Annotated in this window: 20 protein-coding genes and 1 pseudogene; 13 read left to right on the forward strand and 8 right to left on the reverse strand. The window is 65.4% G+C overall.

What is annotated here, in order from left to right; all coding sequences use genetic code 11:
• The first annotated feature begins 173 nt into the window (after positions 1-173).
• Entirely contained in the window at positions 174-560 is a 387-nt protein-coding gene (locus tag JJB99_RS15110; RefSeq protein ID WP_200499495.1) for a response regulator, read from the forward strand.
• 76 nt (positions 561-636) lie between these two features.
• Here the strand turns inward: JJB99_RS15110 and JJB99_RS15115 are convergent, their stop codons facing one another.
• From JJB99_RS15115 to JJB99_RS15135, 5 genes are all read right to left on the reverse strand, one after another.
• On the reverse strand, positions 637-1,755 hold the full coding sequence (locus tag JJB99_RS15115) for a branched-chain amino acid ABC transporter substrate-binding protein (RefSeq protein ID WP_200499496.1): 1,119 nt from the start codon (positions 1,753-1,755) through the stop codon (positions 637-639).
• 174 nt (positions 1,756-1,929) lie between these two features.
• Positions 1,930-2,670: an ABC transporter ATP-binding protein gene (locus JJB99_RS15120; protein WP_200499497.1), complete on the reverse strand. Its 741-nt coding sequence runs from the start codon at positions 2,668-2,670 to the stop codon at positions 1,930-1,932.
• Entirely contained in the window at positions 2,667-3,497 is an 831-nt protein-coding gene (locus tag JJB99_RS15125; protein ID WP_200499498.1) for an ABC transporter ATP-binding protein, read from the reverse strand. Before JJB99_RS15125 ends, JJB99_RS15120 begins: the two co-directional genes overlap by 4 nt.
• The gene (gene livM / locus JJB99_RS15130) at positions 3,494-4,777 is read right to left on the reverse strand and encodes a high-affinity branched-chain amino acid ABC transporter permease LivM (RefSeq protein WP_433995789.1); all 1,284 of its coding nucleotides are present in this window, start codon (positions 4,775-4,777) and stop codon (positions 3,494-3,496) included. The genes JJB99_RS15125 and livM overlap by 4 nt, the downstream gene beginning before the upstream one ends.
• A 53-nt stretch (positions 4,778-4,830) precedes the next feature.
• Entirely contained in the window at positions 4,831-5,748 is a 918-nt protein-coding gene (locus JJB99_RS15135; protein WP_200499500.1) for an ABC transporter permease subunit, read from the reverse strand.
• A 279-nt stretch (positions 5,749-6,027) separates the two neighbouring features.
• Between JJB99_RS15135 and JJB99_RS15140 the strand changes: the two genes are divergently transcribed.
• Both JJB99_RS15140 and JJB99_RS15145 read left to right on the forward strand, forming a co-directional pair.
• A complete protein-coding gene (locus tag JJB99_RS15140) occupies positions 6,028-6,186 on the forward strand; it encodes a hypothetical protein (RefSeq protein WP_200499501.1) in 159 nt (52 codons plus the stop codon).
• Between the two features lie 323 nt (positions 6,187-6,509).
• Positions 6,510-7,046 carry a hypothetical protein gene (locus JJB99_RS15145; protein ID WP_200499502.1) on the forward strand — a complete coding sequence of 179 codons (537 nt, stop codon included), beginning with the start codon at positions 6,510-6,512 and terminating at the stop codon, positions 7,044-7,046.
• Here JJB99_RS15145 and JJB99_RS15150 read toward each other — a convergent pair.
• The 3 genes from JJB99_RS15150 to JJB99_RS15160 all read right to left on the reverse strand — a co-directional run bounded on the left by JJB99_RS15150 (position 7,008) and on the right by JJB99_RS15160 (position 9,688).
• Positions 7,008-7,400, reverse strand: coding sequence for a carboxymuconolactone decarboxylase family protein (locus JJB99_RS15150; RefSeq protein WP_200499503.1), 393 nt, complete (start codon positions 7,398-7,400; stop codon positions 7,008-7,010). The two genes, JJB99_RS15145 and JJB99_RS15150, sit on opposite strands and share 39 nt — an antisense overlap.
• Positions 7,401-7,522: 122 nt before the next feature.
• The gene (gene pcaD, locus JJB99_RS15155) at positions 7,523-8,305 is read right to left on the reverse strand and encodes a 3-oxoadipate enol-lactonase (RefSeq protein WP_200499504.1); all 783 of its coding nucleotides are present in this window, start codon (positions 8,303-8,305) and stop codon (positions 7,523-7,525) included.
• Between the two features lie 27 nt (positions 8,306-8,332).
• Entirely contained in the window at positions 8,333-9,688 is a 1,356-nt protein-coding gene (locus JJB99_RS15160; protein ID WP_200499505.1) for a 3-carboxy-cis,cis-muconate cycloisomerase, read from the reverse strand.
• 164 nt (positions 9,689-9,852) lie between these two features.
• On the opposite strand from JJB99_RS15160, the gene JJB99_RS15165 reads away from it, so the two are divergent.
• From JJB99_RS15165 to JJB99_RS15210, 10 genes and pseudogenes are all read left to right on the forward strand, one after another.
• Positions 9,853-10,299: an SRPBCC family protein gene (locus tag JJB99_RS15165; RefSeq protein ID WP_024340831.1), complete on the forward strand. Its 447-nt coding sequence runs from the start codon at positions 9,853-9,855 to the stop codon at positions 10,297-10,299.
• Positions 10,300-10,450: 151 nt separating this feature from the next.
• Complete coding sequence (locus JJB99_RS15170) at positions 10,451-10,936, forward strand: (2Fe-2S)-binding protein (RefSeq protein ID WP_014494194.1); 486 nt, start codon at positions 10,451-10,453, stop codon at positions 10,934-10,936.
• A 29-nt stretch (positions 10,937-10,965) separates the two neighbouring features.
• Positions 10,966-11,772: an FAD binding domain-containing protein gene (locus JJB99_RS15175; RefSeq protein ID WP_200499506.1), complete on the forward strand. Its 807-nt coding sequence runs from the start codon at positions 10,966-10,968 to the stop codon at positions 11,770-11,772.
• Between the two features lie 60 nt (positions 11,773-11,832).
• Positions 11,833-12,741, forward strand: coding sequence for an AAA family ATPase (locus JJB99_RS15180; protein WP_200499507.1), 909 nt, complete (start codon positions 11,833-11,835; stop codon positions 12,739-12,741).
• 148 nt (positions 12,742-12,889) lie between these two features.
• Positions 12,890-14,092 carry a vWA domain-containing protein gene (locus JJB99_RS15185; protein WP_200499508.1) on the forward strand — a complete coding sequence of 401 codons (1,203 nt, stop codon included), beginning with the start codon at positions 12,890-12,892 and terminating at the stop codon, positions 14,090-14,092.
• An 11-nt stretch (positions 14,093-14,103) separates the two neighbouring features.
• The gene (locus tag JJB99_RS15190) at positions 14,104-14,427 is read left to right on the forward strand and encodes an XdhC family protein (RefSeq protein WP_008564652.1); all 324 of its coding nucleotides are present in this window, start codon (positions 14,104-14,106) and stop codon (positions 14,425-14,427) included.
• Positions 14,428-14,429: 2 nt separating this feature from the next.
• Positions 14,430-15,131, forward strand: coding sequence for an XdhC family protein (locus JJB99_RS15195; RefSeq protein ID WP_200499509.1), 702 nt, complete (start codon positions 14,430-14,432; stop codon positions 15,129-15,131).
• Entirely contained in the window at positions 15,128-16,732 is a 1,605-nt protein-coding gene (locus JJB99_RS15200; protein WP_200499510.1) for an NTP transferase domain-containing protein, read from the forward strand. Before JJB99_RS15195 ends, JJB99_RS15200 begins: the two co-directional genes overlap by 4 nt.
• Before the next feature lie 193 nt (positions 16,733-16,925).
• A pseudogene (locus JJB99_RS15205) lies at positions 16,926-17,314 on the forward strand (DUF4189 domain-containing protein).
• 97 nt (positions 17,315-17,411) lie between these two features.
• Positions 17,412-17,822 (forward strand): DUF2000 family protein, encoded by a 411-nt coding sequence (locus JJB99_RS15210; RefSeq protein WP_200499511.1) that lies wholly within the window; start codon positions 17,412-17,414, stop codon positions 17,820-17,822.
• The last annotated feature ends 63 nt before the right edge of the window (positions 17,823-17,885 follow it).

Genomic DNA, 17,885 nt, shown 5'->3' on the forward strand with positions numbered 1-17,885 from the left:
AGCCGTTGCGACCGCGACTCAACCGAAGGTTACAGCTTACTTAATCTGGGTGGGAACACGGAATAGGGATCGGGTAAGATGCGATTTACTGGACGGTGTCATAATGCCCCTCCGCTGCGGCGGGTTCCAGGATTGAATCACGCCAATTGATATCGATGTCGGGAGTTGTTCCCATGCCCCGCGTTCTCATCATCGACGACCAGAAGGACGTCCGCGCGATGATCGCGATCGTGCTCCGGGTCAATCGTTTCGAGGTCGTGGAGGCGGAGAGCGGCGCGGCGGGGTTGAAAGCCTTTGCCGATGGCCGGTTTGACGCAGCGATCGTCGACATCTTTCTTGGTGACACCAACGGCGTCGATGTCATCGCGAGCCTGCGCGAGCGTGCGCCGGGGCTCCCAATCATCGCGGTATCGGGGGTGACGGCGCTCGACTTCATGGAACAATCGCCTCACCTCGCCGACGTCGTCTGCCTGCAAAAGCCGTTCCGGCCGAACGATCTGCTGCAAGCGCTGCGCAAGGCCCAGGCCGCGGCCGGCGGCGAACTGCCAGCTGCCGTCTGACCTTGCGGCAAGAAGAAACGCCCCGGGGCAAGCCGGGGCGTCGTGATGATTGGTGGCGTGAAGCCCGGCAGGCGCATCAGGTGCCCTGGCCGCTGACCTCGGCGTAGCCGCCCTTGGCGTCCCACTTGTAGACGACGTAGTCGATCTGCTTGATGTCGCCCTTGGCGTCATACTCGATCGGGCCGATCACGGTGTCCCACTTGCCGGCCTTCATCGCTTCCATGACCTTCTTGGCGTCGGTGGTGCCGGCCTTCTTGGCTGCCTGCGACCAGACCTGCATCGCAGCATAGGTGTAGAGGGTGTAGCCTTCGGGGTCGATTCCCTTGGCCTTGAACGCCTCGACGATCTTCTTGGCGGTCGGCTTGTTGCGCGGGTCGGGGCCGAAGGTGAACAGCGTGCCTTCGCCGGCGGGGCCGGTGATGGAGGCGTACTCCTTGTCGGCGAGCGCGTCGCCGGCCATCAGGATCGTCTTGAGGCCTTGATCGCGCATCTGGCGCAGGATCAGGCCGCTCTCCTGGTGGTAGCCGCCGACATAGACGAGGTCGATGTTGTCGCGCTTCAGGCGCGAGACGATCGCGTTGAAGTCCTTGTCGCCCTTGTTGTAGGACTCGTACATCTTCTCGGTGATGCCGGCCTTGTTGAGCGCCTTCTTGGTCTCATCGGCAAGACCCTTGCCATAGGTGGTCTTGTCGTTGAGGATCGCGATGTTCTTGCCCTTGAAATTCTTGGCGATGTACTGGGCCGCGATCAGGCCCTGCTGATCGTCCCGGCCGCAGACGCGCGCCACGTTCCACAGCTTGCGCTCGGTGAAGGTGGGATTGGTCGAGGCCGGCGTGATCTGGAGCACATTGCCGTCGGCATAGGCTTCGGACGCCGGGATCGACGATGACGAGCAATAGTGGCCGGCGACGAACGGCATCTTGGCGCTGGCGATCTTCTCGGCGACCGAGCGCGCCTGCTTCGGATCGCAGGCATCGTCCTCGACGTCGAGCGCAAGCTTCTTGCCGTTGACACCGCCGGCGGCGTTGATATCGGCCACGGCCATCTCGGCGCCGTTCTTCATCTGGCGGCCGAAGGCGGACTCGCCGCCGGTCATCGGGCCTGCGACTGCGACGGTGACATCCTGCGCGAATGCCGCGCTCAAGAGCGCGAGCGATGCGCCGAATGCCAGACCGATGAGCTTGAGTGATTTCATGAGATACCTCGCGGGTGGTCGCCTGTGGAAGTTGCCGGGCGTGTGCCCGGTCCAAACCGGCGCCATTCTTGAATGAATTCGAGGAGAAGTCACCGGCAAAATACGGGCATTTGTGGAGATATCTCGCCACATTCCGCCGCACGCGGTCGGCACTGGCCCGCTTCTCGGGCGACCTCAGCTGTGCCGGCCGCCTTCCAGGTAGGCGGCGCGGATCTCCGGGCGCTGCAACAATTCGGCGCCGGTGCCCGCCAGCGTGATCAGGCCATTGACCATGACATAGCCGCGATGTGCGAGCTTGAGGGCATGGTTGGCGTTCTGCTCGACGATCAGCACGGTGAGGCCGTCCTGCCGGTTCAGGGTGCGGATCGCATCGAAAATCTGGCGAGCGATCAGCGGGGCGAGCCCAAGCGAGGGCTCGTCGAGCAGGAGCAGCCGGGGGCGGCTCATCAGGGCGCGGCCGATCGCCAGCATCTGCTGCTCGCCGCCGGACAGGGTTCCGCCGCGCTGCACGTAGCGTTCCTTCAAGCGCGGGAACAACGTGAACACGCGCTGCAGCGTCGCGTCGCGCTCAGTGTCGGTGCACTCGGTGGCGTCCGCTCCCATCTGCAGGTTTTCGGCGACGCTCATGCGCGGGAAGATACGGCGTCCCTCAGGCGATTGCGCGATGCGCAAATGCGCGATCGTGTGGGTGGGGACGTCGGTGATGTCGCGGCCTTCGTAGAGGATCTGGCCGGCACGGGCGCGCGGCTTGCCGAAGATCGTCATCATCAGCGTCGACTTGCCGGCGCCGTTGGCGCCGATCAGCGCCACGATCTCGCCGGCATTGATCTCGATGTCGACGCCCTTCAGCGCCTCGATCTTGCCGTAGGCGGCGCGAAGACCGCGGATCGCGAGCAGGGGGGTGGGTGACGTCACGACCCGCTCTCCATCACCGCCACCGCCTCGTCCTCGTCGGCACCGAGATAGGCGGCGATCACCTTCGGGTCGTCGCGGACCTCGCGGGGCGAGCCTTCCGCGATCTTGACGCCATGGTCCATCACCACGATGTGGTCGGAGATTTCCATCACCACGGACATGTCGTGCTCGATCAGCAGGATCGAGGTGCCATCGTTGCGGATCGAGAGCAGCAGTTCGCTCAAGGCGGCGCTCTCGCGCGCATTGAGGCCGGCGGCGGGCTCGTCCAGGCAGAGCAGCGCAGGCTCGGTGCACATCGCGCGTGCGATCTCGAGCCGGCGCTGGTCGCCATAGGCGAAATTGCCGGCAGCGTCATCGGCGCGGTCGAGCAGGTTGACTCGCTTGAGCCAGTCGGTGGCGAGATCGATCGCTCGCTTCTCGGCCTCGCGGTAGGCCGGGACGCCGAGGAGACCGAGGAGGGTGAAGCCGGAGGCGCGCATCAAGGCGTTGTGCTGCGCCACCATCAGGTTTTCCAGCGCGGTCATGCCGGGAAACAGGCGGATGTTCTGGAACGTGCGCGCCACCTTAGCCTGCTTGGCGATGCGGAAATCGTTCAGCTTCTCCAGCGCGATCACCCTGCCGTCGTCATGGCTGAGCCGGATGGCGCCGCTGCTCGGCTTGTAGAACCCGGTGATGCAGTTGAACACCGTGGTCTTGCCGGCGCCGTTCGGTCCGATCAGCGCGGTGATCTTTTTCCGCTCGGCAGCGAGCGACAGGTCCTGCACGGCGACGATGCCGCCGAAGCGCATCGTCAGCCGGTCGAGGCTGAGAATCTTGTCGCCGCTCATCCGTGCCCTTCCTTGACGAGGTCGGAGGAGATCGCCTGCGCCTTGGTCAGGTACACGGTCGGGGCGCGATGGCCAATCAGGCCGCGCGGCCGCCAGATCATGATCAGCACCATGGCCATGCCGAACACCAGCATGCGATAGGTCTCGAGGCTGCGGAACAATTCGAAACCGCCGATCATGGCAAGCGCGGCGAGCGCCACGCCGAGTTGCGAGCCCATGCCGCCGAGCACGACGATGGCGAGCACCAGCGCCGATTCCTGGAAGGTGAAGGATTCCGGGCTGATGAAGCCCTGGCGCGTGGCGAAGAACGCGCCGGCGAAACCGCCGAACATCGCGCCGGTCGCGAACGCGGTGAGCTTGGTCGTCGTGGTGTTGATGCCGAGCGCGCGGCAGGCGACCTCGTCCTCGCGCAAGGCCTCCCAGGCCCGGCCGATCGGCAGGCGGCGGAGCCGAATCGTCACCCAGTTGGTGAGCAGGGCCAGCGCCAGGATCAGATAGAACAGAAAGACGATGCGGTGGGTCGGCGAGTACTCGATGCCGAGCCGGGCCGCCAGACCGTCCTCGCTGCTGTCGAGCGGAATGCCGAAGAAGGAGGGGCGCGGAATGCCGGAGACGCCGTTGGGACCGCCGGTCAAATCCTGCCAGTTGATGATGACGAGGCGGATGATCTCGCCGAAGGCGAGCGTCACGATGGCGAGATAGTCGCCGCGCAGGCGCAGCACGGGGAACCCGAGCAGCACGCCCCAGAACGCGGCGAGGATGCCGGCGAGCGGCAGGCAGATCCAGAACGACCAGCCAAAATTGGTGGCGAGCAGCCCGTAGGAATAGGCGCCGACCGCGTAGAAGGCGACATAGCCGAGATCGAGCAGGCCGGCGAGGCCGACCACGACATTCAATCCCCAGCCCAGCATGACGTAGGTGAGCACGAGGATTGCGAGGTCGAGGATGTAGCGCTGGTTATAGAAGATGACGGGCACCAGCAGCGTGAAGATCAAGAGCGCCGGCGCGAGGTAGCGGCCGATGAACGACAGGCCGCTCTGCACGCCAGGCGGCACCAGCTTCTCGGCGCCGGTCGGGCCGATCCATTGCCGCAAGAGTTCGATCACGATCGAGCCGCCGAACACCGCGGCAACGAGCGATGCGAGCTCGCCGAAGCGGGTCCAATAGGTGAGCTGGCCGGAGGAGCCCGCCTCGGTGCGGATGCCGATCATCAGCGAGAACAGCACCAGGGCGATCAGCGCGTTGATGAAAGCTGTCTTCAGGAGGGCGGGGATGCCAATGGTGCGACTTGCGTGGGTGGTTTGGTGTGGAATGGGTGTCACGCGCGCGACCGTCAGACTTTTTCGACTTCGGGGCGGCCGAGCAGGCCGGTCGGCATGAAGATCAGCACCACGATCAGGATCGAGAACGCCGCGACGTCTTTGTACTCGACCGAGAAATAGGCCGACCAGAACGTCTCGATCAGGCCGATCGCGAGCCCGCCGAGCATCGCGCCCGGCAGCGAGCCGATGCCGCCGAGCACGGCCGCGGTGAACGCCTTGATGCCGGCGACGAAGCCCATGAAGAAATCGACCAGCCCGTAATACAGCAGGTACATCAGGCCGGCGACCGCGGCGAGCGCGGCGCCGATCACGAAGGTCATGGAGATGGTGCGGTCGACGTCGACCCCGAGCAGCGCGGCCATGGTCTGGTCCTGCTCGCAGGCGCGCATGTCGCGGCCGAGCCTTGTGCGCGACACCAGCCAGGTGAAGATCGCCAGCAGCACGATGGTGGTGATGACCACCATGATCTGGATATTGGAGAGCTGGATGACGAAGCCGTCCGCGCTCTCATGCAGCGTGTAGCCACCGGTGATGAAGGGCGGAATCGGCTTGACGCGCGCGCCCTGCGCCACCTGCGAGTAATTGGTCAGCACGAACGACATGCCGATCGCCGACAGCATCGGGGCAAGGCGGAAGGAATGTCGCAGCGGCCGGTAGGCAATGCGCTCGATGGTCCAGCCATAGAGCGCGGTGATCGCCATCGAGACCAGCAGCACCACCAGCAGGATCACCGGGATCGCGGTCAGGCCGAGCGAGATCAGGATCAGGAAGGTGATCAGCGCGATGAAGCCGCCGATCATGAAGATGTCGCCGTGGGCGAAGTTGATCATGCCCACGATGCCGTAGACCATCGTGTAGCCGATCGCGATCAGGCCGTAGATCGAGCCGAGCACGAGGCCGTTGATGAGCTGCTGGGTGAAATAATCCATATGCTGCCGTTACCAAACCTGACGCGGGCTCAAAGAGAGCTCTGAAGAGGAAGAGAGTGATTTCTTGGGCCCCGGCAGCCCCTCAGCATTCTTCCCGTTTTGTAACAGCAGGGAACTGGCCGCCGCAACAGCCCTGGCCTCGGCACAAAGGCTTGTACAGAGCTCATTTCGGCCACGAACGTATCCCGGCGGTTCCGCAGGTGCGAGGAATCGGGTTCCACCGGCAACCAAAATGCAGGCCCCCCGTTATCTCCGACGTCCAACAAGGGAGTTTCCCGAATGACGAAGCAGCAGAACCAGAATCCGGGCCAGCAGAGTCAAAATCCCGGCCAGCGCAACCCGCAACAGCAGCAGGGCGGCGGCCAGAAGCCCGGACAGCAGCAGCAGGATCCGATGCGCCAGGGCGACCGTCCCGGCCAGCAAAGCGGTCAGGAATGAGTTTCGGGAGCTCAAGGGATTGCAAGAGCGAAGAGTAGCAAGGCAAGAGTAGCAAGGAGGGACCCTGCCGAAAGGCGGGGCTTTTTTTTCCATCTTCTCCGTCACTCCGGGATGGTCCGAAGGACCAGACCTGGAAATCTCGAGGTTCTCCGGTGCGCATTGCGCACCATAGTTCGGCTCCACGGGCCGCCTCGGAATGACGAGCCGGGCGGCACGCTAGTTAAGGTAAACAAAGGGTTTAAATTGCCGCCACAGTCTGATGCGAGTTAGCTCCCTGCAAAGCCTTTTGTCGAAGGCGCGTGGCAGGCGAAGCGGGTAGCGGCATGTTCAGGAATTGGCGGATCGGCTCGGTCAACGGCGCGCTGCTGGCGGCATACTTCATTCCAGCCTGGGCCCTGGTCGCCTTCAATATCATGGTGGCGCCGGTGCACGGCCTGTACGAGCGGCCGAGCGTCGCGGTCGCCCTGTTCCTCAGCGACCATCTCCAGATGGCCGGGATGGACACGGTGCGCGCCGCCTGGCTACTGGCGCTCGGCCGGGCGACCGTGGTGGCGTTCTTCGCGATCTATCTCGTGCTGCTGTGCATTCCCCGCACCCGCAAGAGCGGCGGCAGTGACGAGGCGCTCGCGATCGCGCTGGCGATCGGCAGCCTGATCTCGTTCGCCAGCATGGTGATGGCCTCGAAGGTCGGCGAGATGGCCGCGCTCCGCCTGCATGCCACCGAACTGCTGCTCTTGCTCGGCGCCGCCATCGTGGTGGTGATCGAGAAGCCCGAGGCCGCGCCCAAGCTCGTTCGGGAGGCGGTCGAGACCGCCGCGCCGCTAGCTCTTGAGCAGGCCGAGTTCCTGCACAATCGCTGAGGCTTCCTTGACGGCGTGGTTCGCCGCCGGCACGCCGCAATAGATCGCCTGCTGCAACAGGATTTCCTTGATGTCGTCGGGCGTGAAGCCGCCCTCGGCCAGCGCCGCGCGCACGTGCAGGCGGAATTCGTCCCATTGCCCCAGCGCGACCATGGTGCCGATCACGAGCACGCGCCGCGTGCGCTCGTCGAAATGCGGCCGGGTCCAGATCTCGCCCCAGGCATAGCGGGTGATCATGTCCTGGAAGTCTGTGTTGAAGGCGTTGCGGTTCGCGATTGACTTGTCGACCCAGGCATTGCCCAGCACTTTTCGGCGCACCTTCATGCCGGCATCGCGGCGCTTCTGGTCGTCCATTCTCTATCCTCCTCTCCGTCATTGCGAGGAGCTCTTGCGACGAAGCAATCCAGACTGTCACCGCGGAGGGATTTCTGGATTGCTTCGTCGCAAGAGCTCCTCGCAATGACGGTGTTGCTTGACTAGCGTTGCGTCAGAAAACCCACCACCGCATCCGTGAACGCATGTGGCTGCTCGGCATTGGAAATGTGGGCGGCGTCGATGATGGTCATGCTGGCGCTGGGAATGTTCGAGCGGATCAGCTCACCCGCCGAGATCGGCGTCGCCATGTCGTGGCGGCCGGCGATGACAAGCGTCGGGCTCTTGATCCTGGGCAGCAGCGCGCGCTGGTCGAGCGTCGACAGCGCCTCGCAGCAGGCGAGATACCCTTCGACTGGGGTCGCGAGCAGCATCGACTTCATCTTCGCGGTAATGTCAGGCTCGCGCTCGCGGAAATCGGCTGTCAGCCAGCCGGCGATTACCGCATCGGCCACGGCCGCGATGCCGCCCTTCTTCACGGCGTCGATGCGCTCCAGCCATTTGGTCGGCTCGGCATAGTAGCAGGAGGTGTTGGCGAGGATGAGCTTGCCGAAGCGCTCCGGTGCGTTTGCGCCCAGCCATTGTCCGACCATGCCGCCCATCGACAGGCCGCACCAATGCACCTTCTCGATGTTGAGGTCGTCGAGGATCGCCAGCACGTCGCGGCCGAATCGCTCCATGGAATACGGCCCCGGCGGAACGCCGGATTTGCCGTGACCGCGGCGGTCGTAGCGGATGACGCGGAACACCTGCGTCAGCGCCTTCATCTGCGGCTCCCACATCTGCAACGTGCAGCCGAGCGAATTGGAGAGCATCAGGGTCGGCCCGCCGTCGCGGCCCTCGACGGAGACGTTGATCAGGCAACCGTCGGCATCGATCATGGGCATGCGGCGTCTCCGTCGTATTTGGCAGGTTTAGTCGCGATCAAGGCTGTCGAGCAGCCGGTCGATCAAAGCTTGGGAAGCGCCTTGATAGGCCATCGGCTCGAACAATGCCGCAACTTTCTCGGGCGCGAGATGCGCAGTCACCTGCGGATCGGCCAACAGCACCTCGCGCAGATGCTTGTTCTCGGCGACCGCGCGCTTGCTGGCGGCCTCGATCAGATGATGCGCATCGCGCTTGCCGATCTTGTCTGCCAGCGCAAAGGTCACCGCTTCCGCCATGATCAGGCCATGCGTCGCATCGAGGTTGCTGCGCATGCGCGCCGCATCGACATCGAGGCCCTCGGCGATATCGACGATCGCGGCGACCGCGCCTGAAGAGACCAGCATCAATTGCGGCAGCGTCGGCCATTCCGCGTGCCACGGACCGGCGCTGCGCTCGTGGTCCTGCACCTGAGCGGCAAAGATCGTCGCTGCCAGTTGGGGCGCCATAGTCGCGCAAGCCAGTGCGCTTGCGGCGGCGACCGGGTTGCGCTTGTGCGGCATGGTCGAGGAGCCGCCGCGGCCTTCGCCGGCGGGCTCGAACGCTTCGCCGACGTCGGTCTGCATCAGCAGCGAGATGTCGCGCGCGATCTTGCCGCAGCTTCCGGCGAGAATCGCAAAGGCGGATGCAGCTTCGGCGATCCGGTCCCGATGGGTGTGCCAGGGTGCTTCGGGCAGCGGCAGGTTCAGCTCCTGGGCCAGCTGTTCGGCGACCGCGAGCCCCTTGTCGCCGAGCGCGGCGAGCGTTCCGGCGGCGCCGCCGAACTGCAGCGCGAGATCCTCGCGGGAGAGCCGGCGCAGGCGGCAGCGCGCGCGGGCAAGGCTTGCGGCATATTCGGCGGCCTTCAGTCCGAACGGCATCGGCAGCGCATGCTGGAGCCAGGTCCGCGCCACCATCGCGGTGTCGCGGTGCTTGCGTGCCAGCGCCGCAAAACCCTTGATGGCGCGGCTGAGGTCGGCGTCCAGCGCATCGATGCCGGCGCGAAGGGTGAGCATCGTCGCGGTGTCGATGACGTCCTGGCTGGTCGCGCCCCAATGCACGTAGCGCGCGGCCTCGCCATCTGCCTTGCCGACGCTGGCGGTCAGCGCCTTGACCAGGGGAATCGCCAGATTGCCGGACCGCGTCGCGGCCTCGGCCAGCGCGATCATGTCAAAGGAAGAAGCCCTGCAAGCGGCTTCGATAGGGCCCACCGCGGCTGCGGGAATCACACCCGTGGCGGCCTCGGCGCGTGCCAGGGCTGCCTCGAAATCGAGCATGTATTGCAGGGTCGACCGGTCGTCGCAGATCGCGCGCATGGCCGCGCTCGACAGCATCGGCGCGAGCAGGGGGGAGAGGGCTGTGCTCATGTTGCACGGGACCTAATCACCACGCGCCGGCTCTGCCAATCCCAACGCAAGCTTTTTTGCAGTTGCGAATATGCATTGCACGTGATCGGGTGCCACCCTTTCCTTTGCGGCCTGCGTGCGTTACTTGAGCAGCATTATAGTGACAAGATCGCGGGAGGCGCCCCATGGCCATGACGATGAACGGCGAAGTCCAGCTTGCGGCGCCGCGCGAGGCCGTGTGGGCCAAGCTCAACGATCCCGAGGTGCTGAAGGCCTGCATCCCCGGCTGCGAGGAACTGGAGAAGACCGACGATGGCGGCTTTCGCGCGACAGCGAAAATGAAGGTCGGCCCCGTCTCGGCACGATTCAAGGGCAAGGTGACACTGAGCGATCTCGACCCGCCGAACGGCTACAAGATCTCCGGTGAAGGCGAGGGCGGGGTGGCCGGATTCGCCAAGGGCGGCGCGGTGGTCAAGCTCGCGGAGAAGGACGGCGGCACGCTGCTCTCCTACGACGTCGAGGCGCAGATCGGCGGCAAGTTGGCGCAGCTCGGCCAGCGCCTGATCAACGGCACCGCCAAGAAGCTGGCCGACGAATTTTTCGCGAATTTTGCCAAGGCGGTACAGGGCTGATCGCCCAAATGCCTTGAGCATAGTGCTTTTCGTCATGGCCCGTTGCGCCCGGGGCGATGTTGCCCCCGGACATAATGGCCCATATGATGGGTCGGAATAATTATAAGAACCGCTTCGACGGGACCCGTCGGGGCGCTGATAGAGAGTGCTTATGGCAAAAATCTCCCTCATCGTGAACGGCAATCCTGTTACGGCCAATGTCGATCCCCGCACCCTCCTGGTGCAGTTCCTGCGCGAGAATCTGCGCCTGACCGGCACCCATGTCGGCTGCGATACCTCGCAGTGCGGCGCCTGCGTCGTGCATCTCGACGGCAAGGCCGTGAAGTCCTGCACCACGCTCGCCGTGATGGCTGACGGGCACGAGGTCAAGACGATCGAGGGGCTGGCCGCCGACGGCGCGCCGCTGCATCCGATGCAGGAGGCCTTTCGCGAGCACCACGGCCTGCAGTGCGGCTTCTGCACGCCTGGCATGATCATGACCGCGATCGACATCGTCCATCGCAAGGGTCACGAGCTCGACGACCACACCATCCGCGAGGAGCTGGAAGGCAATCTGTGCCGCTGCACCGGTTACCAGAACATCGTCGCCTCGATCTCCGCCGGCGCCAAGGCGATGGCGAAATCCGATCTCGCCTAACCCGCGCACTCCGCGATCAGGACATTCAGATGTACGAATTCAAATATCACCGCCCCGGGACCGTGCGGCAGGCCGCCAACCTCCTGGTGAAGAACGAAGACGCCAAGATCATCGCCGGCGGTCACACGCTGATTCCCGTCATGAAGCAGCGTCTCGCCAGCCCGCCGCATCTGGTCGACCTCTCCCACATCGAGGGGCTCAACACGATCGAGATGAAGGGCCGCGCGCTGGTGATCGGCGCCACCGCCAAGCATGCCGAGGTCGCGAGCTCCGCCATCGTCGGTGAAGCCATTCCGGCGCTGGCCGATCTTGCGGGCCAGATCGGCGATCCCGCCGTGCGCCACCGGGGCACGATCGGCGGCTCGCTCGCCAACAACGATCCGACCGCGGACTACCCCGCCGCGGTGCTCGCGCTGGGCGCGACCATCGTCACCAACAAGCGCCGCCTCAAGGCGGAGGAGTATTTCCAGGGCCTGTTCTCGACCGCGCTGGAAGCCGATGAGATCATCACCAAGGTGATGTTCCCGCTGCCGAAGAAGGCGGCCTACATCAAGTTCCGCAACCAGGCTTCGCGTTACGCGCTGGTCGGCGTGTTCGTGGCGCGGCGTCCGTCGGACGTGCGCGTCGCCGTTACCGGCGCCGGCTCGGAAGGCGTGTTCCGCGTCACCGCGTTCGAGGAAGCCCTGAAGAAGCGCTTCGCCTCGAAGGCGATTGAGGGCATCGAGGTGCCGGCGGACGGCCTCAACAGCGACATCCATGGCAGCGCCGAATACCGCGCGCATCTCATCGGGGTGCTGACGCGGCGCGCGCTCGATGCCGCCAACGCCAAGGCGTGAGTGAACCTCACGCCTCGGCCAAACTTGTCCCGGTGAGGGCGTAGCGAGACTGGCTTTTTCATGACCTCAGCGACCCTGCCGGCATCGGTCGATGCGATGCTCGAACTCTTGACGTCGCGCGGCTACCTGGCCGAGCGGTCGCTGGCCACGGTGACCTATCTGTCGCTGCGCATGGGCCGGCCGCTGTTCCTGGAAGGCGAGGCCGGCGTCGGCAAGACCGAGATCGCAAAGGTGCTCTCGGCAGCGCTGGGCCGGAAGCTGATCCGCCTGCAGTGCTATGAAGGCCTCGACGTCTCCTCCGCGGTCTATGAGTGGAACAGCGCGGCACAGATGATCGCGATCCGGATGGCGGAAGCCGCGGGCGATACCGATCGCGAACAGCTGTCCAGCGACATCTTCGCCGACCGTTACATGATCAAGCGGCCGCTGCTGCAGGCGCTGGAGCCCGACGTCGCCGGCCCGCCGGTGCTGCTGATCGACGAGCTTGACCGCGCCGACGAGGCGTTCGAGGCGTATCTCCTCGAAATCCTCAGCGACTTCCAGGTGACGATCCCGGAATTCGGCACGGTGAAGGCCCCGCACCCGCCGATCGTCATCATCACCTCCAACCGCACCCGCGAGATTCACGACGCGCTGAAGCGGCGTTGTCTCTATCACTGGGTCGATTATCCCGCCGCCGAGCGTGAGCTCGCGATCGTCAAGACGCGCGTGCCCGGCATCTCGGCAAAACTGTCGCAGCAGGTCGTGCGCTTCGTGCAGGCGTTGCGCGACCAGGATTTTTACAAATCGCCGGGCGTCGCCGAGACCATCGACTGGGCCACCGCCTTGTCCGAGCTCGACGCCCGCTCGCTGACCCCGCAAGTGGTCGGCGACACGCTGGGCGCGCTGCTCAAGTACCAGGACGACATCACCCGGATGCAGGGCGACACCCTGCAGAAGGTGCTGAAGGACGCGACGAGCGAGGATTGACGCGCGTGCGTCACAACCAGCTCGTCATGCCGGGGCGCGCGTCAGCGCGAACCCGGAATCCGTCGGGCCGCAGAGTTGGTGGATGAGTGGATTCCGGGCTCGCGCCAAGGGGCGCGCCCCGGAATGACGAGGGGATGGATACGAGACCATGGCCATCAACCACCTGGCGCCCGAGCAAACCGAGCAATTCGCCGACAACATCGTCGGCTTTGCTCGCGCGCTGCGCGCTGCCGGAATGCCGGTCGGGCCGGGGGCGGTGATCGATGCCATGAGCGCGCTGCAAGTAATCGACATCGGCAACCGCGCCGACGTCTTCGCCACGCTGGAAGCGATCTTCGTCAAGCGCCACGAGCATGCGCTGATCTTCAAGCAGGCCTTCAACCTGTTCTTCCGCGCCTCGGAAGAATGGAAGCACATGCTGGATTCGGTGCCGCTGCCGGAGCAGGCCAGGAAGACGCCGCAGGCCGGCGCGCGCCGCGTGCAGGAGGCGATGTCGCAGCCGCGCATGACCGAGACGCCGCAGCACCAGGAGCAGGATTTGCGCCTGGCGGTCTCCGACAAGGAGATCCTGCAGAAGAAGGACTTTGCGCAGATGAGCGCGGCGGAGATCAGCGAAGCGCTGCGTGCCATCGACCGGATGCACCTGCCACAGGCCGAGCTCTTGACGCGCCGGCACCGGCCCGACCCGCACGGGCTTCGCCTCGACCTGCGCCGCACGCTGCGCGCATCCTTGCGCACCGGCGGCGAAATCATCGACATCCACCGCCTCGGTCGCATCGAGAAGCCGGCGCCGATCGTCGCGCTGCTCGATATCTCGGGCTCGATGAACGAATACACCCGCCTGTTCCTGCATTTCCTCCATGCCATCGGCGACGCGCGCAAGCGCGTCTCGGTGTTTCTGTTCGGCACTCGTCTCACCAATGTCACACGCGCGCTGCGCCAGCGCGATCCGGACGAGGCGCTGGCGAGTTGCTCGGCCTCGGTCGAGGACTGGGCTGGTGGCACAAGGATCTCGGCCTCGCTGCACAACTTCAACAAATTGTGGGCCCGGCGCGTGCTGAGCCAGGGCGCCATCGTGCTCTTGATCTCCGACGGGCTGGAGCGGGAAGCCGATTCCAAGCTTGCCTTCGAGATGGACCGGCTGCACCGGTCGTGCCGGCGGCTGATCTGGCTCAACCCGCTGCTGCGGTTCGGCTGCTTCGAGGCCAAGGCCCAGGGCATCAAAATGATGCTCCCGCACGTTGACGAATTCCGGCCCGTGCATAATTTGAGCTCGATCCAGGAGCTGATCACCACGCTCTCCCGGCCGCTGCCGCCGCATCACCGCAGCCTGATCCGTTCCGCAGCTTGAGAGGTTAAGCCATGCTCGATCGCGACGAGGACATCCTGAAGGCGGCGGAGGACTGGCAGAAGGCCGGCCGTGGCGTCGCGCTGGCGACGGTGGTGGAGACCTGGGGCTCGGCGCCGCGTCCGGCGGGCTCGAGCCTGGTCATCAATGACGAGGGCACGTTCCTGGGCTCGGTCTCCGGCGGCTGCGTCGAGGGCGCCGTGGTCACCGAGGCCATGGATGTGATCGAGAGCGGCAAGCCCAAAATGCTGGAGTTCGGCGTCGCCGACGAGACCGCCTGGAATGTCGGACTGTCCTGCGGCGGCACCATCCGCGTCTTCGTCGAGAAGGTCGGCTAGCCGTGAAGCTCGCAATTTTGCACGAACTCAACGCCGAGCGCGCCGCGCGCCGGCCGGTCATTCTGGTGACGGACACCGAGAGCGGCGAACAGCGCCTGGTGAAGTCAGCGGATTTCGGCGGGGATCCGCTGCGTGCCGAGCTGGAGAAGCAGCTTCGCATGGGCAAGAGCGCCAATGTCGATATCGGCGGCAAGAAGCTGTTCCTCAACGTCTATGCGCCGACCGCAAAGCTCGTCATCATCGGCGCGGTCCATATCAGCCAGGCCCTGGCGCCGCTGGCGCGCTCGCTCGGCTATGACGTCACCGTGGTAGATCCCCGCACGGCCTTCGCGAGCCCCGAACGCTTCCCCGACATTCCGCTGGTCGCCGAATGGCCCGATACCGCGCTGCCGCCGCTCAATGTCGATGCCTACACCGCCTTCGTTGCGGTGACGCACGATCCCAAGATCGACGATCCCGCGCTGCTGCACGCTTTCGAGCGTGGCTGTTTCTACATTGGCGCCCTCGGCTCGCGGAAGACGCATGCCAAACGCGGCGACCGGCTCCGCGCCCAGGGTGCAAAGGAGAGCGACATCGCGCGCATCCACGCGCCGATTGGGCTTCCGATCGGCGCGGTCTCGCCGTCCGAGATCGCGGTCGCGATCATGGCCGAGATCACGGCGGTGCTTCGGCTGCCTCCAAAAGAAAAAGAAGAAGCGGCATGAAGTTCGGACCGGCGAGCCCCAGGGACGCGATCGGCGGGGTGACCGTCCACACCCTGCGCCAGGGGCCGCTGGTGCTGAAGAAGGGCACGACGATCGGCCTCGCCGAGGTCGAGGCGCTGGAGCGCGCCGGCATCGAGGATATCGCCGTGGTGCGAATGGAGGAGGGGGACGTCTCCGAGGACGTTGCGGCCGCCAGCATCGCGCTTGCGGTCGGCGGCGAGGGCATTCATGTCGAGCGCGCCTTCACCGGCCGCGCCAATTTGTTCGCCGCGCGCCCGGGTGTGCTGGTGATCGACCGCGCCGCGGTCGACCGTATCAACAACATCGACGAAGCCATCACCTTTGCGACGCTCACCGCCTACAAGCCGGTGGTCGAAGGCGAGATGGTCGGCACCGTCAAGATCATCCCGTTCGGCGTCGAAGCGGCCCTGCGCGATGCCGCGGTGAAGGCCGCTGGCAAGGACGTGCTGAAGGTCGCGCCTTACGTCATCAAGCGCGTCGGCGTGGTCTCGACGCTGCTGCCGGGGCTCTCTTCGAAGGTGGTGGACAAGACGCTGCGCGTCACCGCCGAGCGGCTCGCGCCGGCCGGCGCCAGCATCATCGCCGAACGGCGCGTCCCGCACGACGAGCGCGCGCTGTCAGCCGCGATCAAGGAATTGCTTGGCTTGGGGGCCGAGCTCGTCATCGTCTTCGGCGCGTCCGCGATTGCCGACCGCCGCGACGTGATCCCGGCGGCCGTCACCAGCATCGGCGGCGAGATCGAGCATTTCGGCATGCCGGTCGATCCCGGCAATCTCTTGCTGATCGCGCGCGCCGGCGGCGTGCCGGTGCTGGGCGCGCCGGGCTGCGCCCGCTCGCCGGTCGAGAACGGCTTCGACTGGGTGCTGATGCGGCTGCTTGCCGGCATCAAGGTGACGCGGTCCGAGCTGATGGGCATGGGCGTCGGCGGCCTCCTGATGGAGATCGTGACGCGGCCGCAGCCACGCGCCAAGCCGGAGATCGAGGGCAACAGCCAGGTCGCGGCAATCGTGCTCGCGGCGGGACGTTCGACACGCATGGGCGGCCCGAACAAGCTGCTCGCCGAGCTCGACGGCAAGGAGCTGGTGCGGATCGCGGTCGAGCAGGCGCTGGCCTCCAAAGCGTCCGAGGTGATCGTCGTCACCGGCCACCAGACCGAGCTGGTCGAGCAGGCGCTGCAGGGTCTCAAGGTGCGCTTTGTCAAGAATCCCGATTTCGCTGGTGGCATCGCAAGCTCGGTCAAGGCCGGCATCGCGGCCGTGCCTGAGGCTTGCGACGGCGCCGTGGTCTGCCTCGGCGACATGCCGCTGATCGATGCCGGCCTGCTCGATCGCCTCATCGACGGCTTTGCGCCGGACCGCGGCAACCTCATTGTCGTGCCCGTCAGCGAGGGCCGCCGCGGCAATCCCGTGCTGTGGTCGCGCCGCTTCTTCAAGGAGCTGATGACCCTCGACGGCGATATCGGCGCGCGTCATCTGATCGCCAAGCACACCGAGGCGGTCGCCGAGGTGCCCGTCGACGGCGAGAGCGCCTTCCTCGACATCGACACGCCGCAGGCGCTGGAAGCGGCGCGGCGCGAGTAGTGTCGTAGGGTGGACAAAGGCGCGAAGCGCCGTGCCCACCATCTGTCCACACCGTGGTCGCAATTGGTGGGCGCGCTTCGCTTTGCCCACCCTACGGCACCTCCCGATCATCTGATTACAATCACTCGTTCACCAAGTGGAAACGACCGCCGCTTAGAGTCGCCTCCACCTGCCTTGGGGGGAGGGGTTTTCCATGGCTTCGAATGTCGTCGCGCGCCGTTGCGCGATGTTTTGCTTTGCGCTGTCGGTGTGTGTCACGGGCGCTCGCCACATCACGGATGCGCATGCCGCCGGCGCGTTTGCGGTCGGCAAGTGCGGCGCCTATGGCCAGGCATTTGACTATGGTGCCGAGCACGAGGCGCGCGCCGCGGCGCAGAAGCAGTGCAAGGGCGAATGCACGACGGTGACGATGAAGCGCGCCTGTGCCGCGATGTCGGTCGATCTCGCCACCCCTGCGGCGCCTATGGCTATGCCGTCAAGCCGAAGATTTCCGCTTCGCTCAACGCCGCCACGCGCGAATGCTACAAATACGGCGGCAAGGAATGCGTGATCCGCGCCTGGGCCTGCGACGCCAAAGGCTGATCCCACAAGGGCTGATTCCAGGAGCGCTGAATTCCTCTTGCTGTCGTTCCGGGGCGATGGGTAGCATCGCGACCGGAATGACAGTTCGAGGATATTCATGCAGTTCGATACCAAGATCGCCGTTGTGATCCGCACCGATCTTCAGGCCTGGCAGAAGCTCAACGTTGCGTCCTTTCTCACCAGCGGCATCGCCGCGGCGTTTCCCGAATGCATCGGCGAGCCCTATGAGGATGCCTCGGGCACGAAATATCACCCGTTGATCGGCCAGCCGATCCTGATCTACGGCGCCGACGGTCCGGCGCTGTCGCGCGCGCTCGATCGTGCGCTGACGCGCGGCGTCAAGCCGGCGGTCTATACCGAGGACATGTTCGCGACCACGCACGATGCCGCCAACCGGGAGGCGGTGAGGGCGGTGGCGCGCACCGACCTCAATCTGGTCGGCATCGCCATGCGCGCCGAGCGCAAGGTGATCGACAAGATCGTCGATGGATTGAAGTTTCATAGTTGAGGCAGGTGCCAGTTGTATTCACCTCTCCCGCTTGCGGGAGAGGTCGGCGCGCAGCGCCGGGTG

The sequence above is a fragment of the Bradyrhizobium diazoefficiens genome (genome assembly GCF_016616235.1).
Classification (GTDB): Bacteria; Pseudomonadota; Alphaproteobacteria; order Rhizobiales; family Xanthobacteraceae; genus Bradyrhizobium; species Bradyrhizobium diazoefficiens_H.